We start from the raw sequence: 2,116 nt of genomic DNA on the forward strand, positions 1-2,116 counted from the left end.
GTTGTTAATGTAATCTATTTTATTTTATTAGATTTCTTAAATTAGTTATTTGTTTTCGGTATTTTATTCATATTTAAACCATGAAAAATCAAAAAAAGCACTTATTATTATTATTATTGGTTGAAAGTAGAAAATAAAATCAAAGCCAAAGAATAAAAAACACTTATTGCAAAAAAACGCATTCAATCTTTATGTTTACACGAATAATATTTTTGCGGTCATCGAAAAATCACTGATTTATACCAAAAAACTTTTAACAAAAAACATCACAAAGAAAAAAATTATACTATTATGAAAGAAAACTTTATTTTTTGTCGTTTAAGAATTAAAAAAATAAATATTATTATAATAAAGAAAAGCTAAATTAAAAGTAGTAAGCAATTTATTCAAACAAGATTTTATATCAACAGCCCCTTTAAAAAAATTATTCAAGGATTTTTATATTTTTCTTGTATCATTGACTCTTTCAACAAACAAATAATCGCTTCCCACACTTCAAAAATCCAAAATAAACAATTATTTTTAAATAAAATCAAAAAAATACCTCCATTAAATAAACCTTGTATTATTCATTCCGACCAAGGCACAGTTTATCAATCACAAAAAGTCCAACAAAATTTAACGAAAAAAGGTTTTTTAATCATCATGCCGAGAAAAGCTACTCCACGTGATAACGCCGTAATTGAAAACTTTTTCGGCCAAATAAAAAATATCTTACAAAATCAACATCCTTTTTTATTTCAAAAATCAATCGAAAAAGTTTAAAAAATAATAAATTATTTCCCTAAATTTTGGAACAATCAATGGATTTTATCTAAATTATTCATCCCCTTCTCAATATTCCCAAAAAAACATATAAATTTATTTTTAATCATTAATTTATTTTAATATTTAGCCTTGGAAAAAGTTTTATTTTTGCGCATTTTTTCATCAAAATAACATAATTACGCAAAAAAATAATTATAATTTAATTTTCTTGGAGTAATTTGAACTTTTTTTACCTAACTATATAGTGTAAAGATAAAATATAACAAAAAAATATCTTTTGAAACTAATGAATTATTAAAAGGCTTAGAAACTTTTTGAAATTTAAAAAAATATTTCTTTAGTTTGAAAAGATATGCAATTATCTAATTAATTTTTTAGTCTTAAAGAGTAATTTTTAAATCAAAAAAATAGTCCAAAAAAAACGAAACAGCGCATTTTTGATAGATTATGAAAATTTAATTTATTTGGCTTGGATAATCTTATATAATTCTTACAATTTCATTCCCCCCATTAACAAGACATTGCCTATTTTTTTATAACTATTCTCACTTAAATATTAAAATGTAGTATTCTTGTTCTCTTAAAAATGTTTCATGTTTTGATAAAATTAAATAATCATACTCTTTATTTTCCATTTTTTTGTTGGCTTGAAAATAATCTATATGAGGATAATTATTTAAAAAAGTATGGTTAAAAACATAAATTAAATAACTAAGAAATGCAATATAAGTAACAATAAAAAAACATTTTAATTAGTTTTTTTTATGAGACATTAATTTAATCATTAGTAAACCCTTCTTCTAAATTTTGTAGTTTTGCAAAAAAGAAAACAACCATACTAGCTATAGCACAGTAAAGCTTACAAAAATTTTAGTTTTGTATTTGGTGAAAAAAATAGTTTGAAAAGTGTCTTTTAATAAAGCTACCGAAGTTTTGTCTTTTAAAACGTATTTAACTTTAACTATAGAGTATCTTCAATGAATTTTTTAAATTGTGCCTCAGTTAATGTTTTATTATTTTCTGGTTTTAATAAAACATTTTTTAATAAGCTTATTGTTTTGTTTCTTCTTCAAATAATTCTTTTGTAGACATTTCTTCTGTTTTATTGTTCATTTTCATCAAAAGTTACATCCCAAGTATCTTTATTAACCGAATCAACTTCACCAGAATCATTGTAAAATCTTTTTTGTAATAATTGTTTGTCTTTTCATCTAATTCTAATAATTCAATTAATTTTTTTATTGTTTTTTTGATATATTTTTTTTAAAAAAACTTTTGAAAAAAGTTTTTCATCTGTACCTGTTTCATATTCAAAATCAAAAGAGGGAATGGGTGATAACTTCTGATA

1 pseudogene is annotated in these 2,116 nt (G+C 21.7%); it reads left to right on the forward strand.

The features are described 5' to 3' along the window. Nucleotides 1-84 precede the first annotated feature (84 nt). Nucleotides 85-859, forward strand: a pseudogene (locus BBA70_RS02120) (transposase); the annotation flags it as partial. Nucleotides 860-2,116 lie beyond the last annotated feature (1,257 nt).

The organism is New Jersey aster yellows phytoplasma, from assembly GCF_002554195.1.
In the GTDB taxonomy this organism is placed as follows: Bacteria; Bacillota_I; Bacilli_A; order Acholeplasmatales; family Acholeplasmataceae; genus Phytoplasma.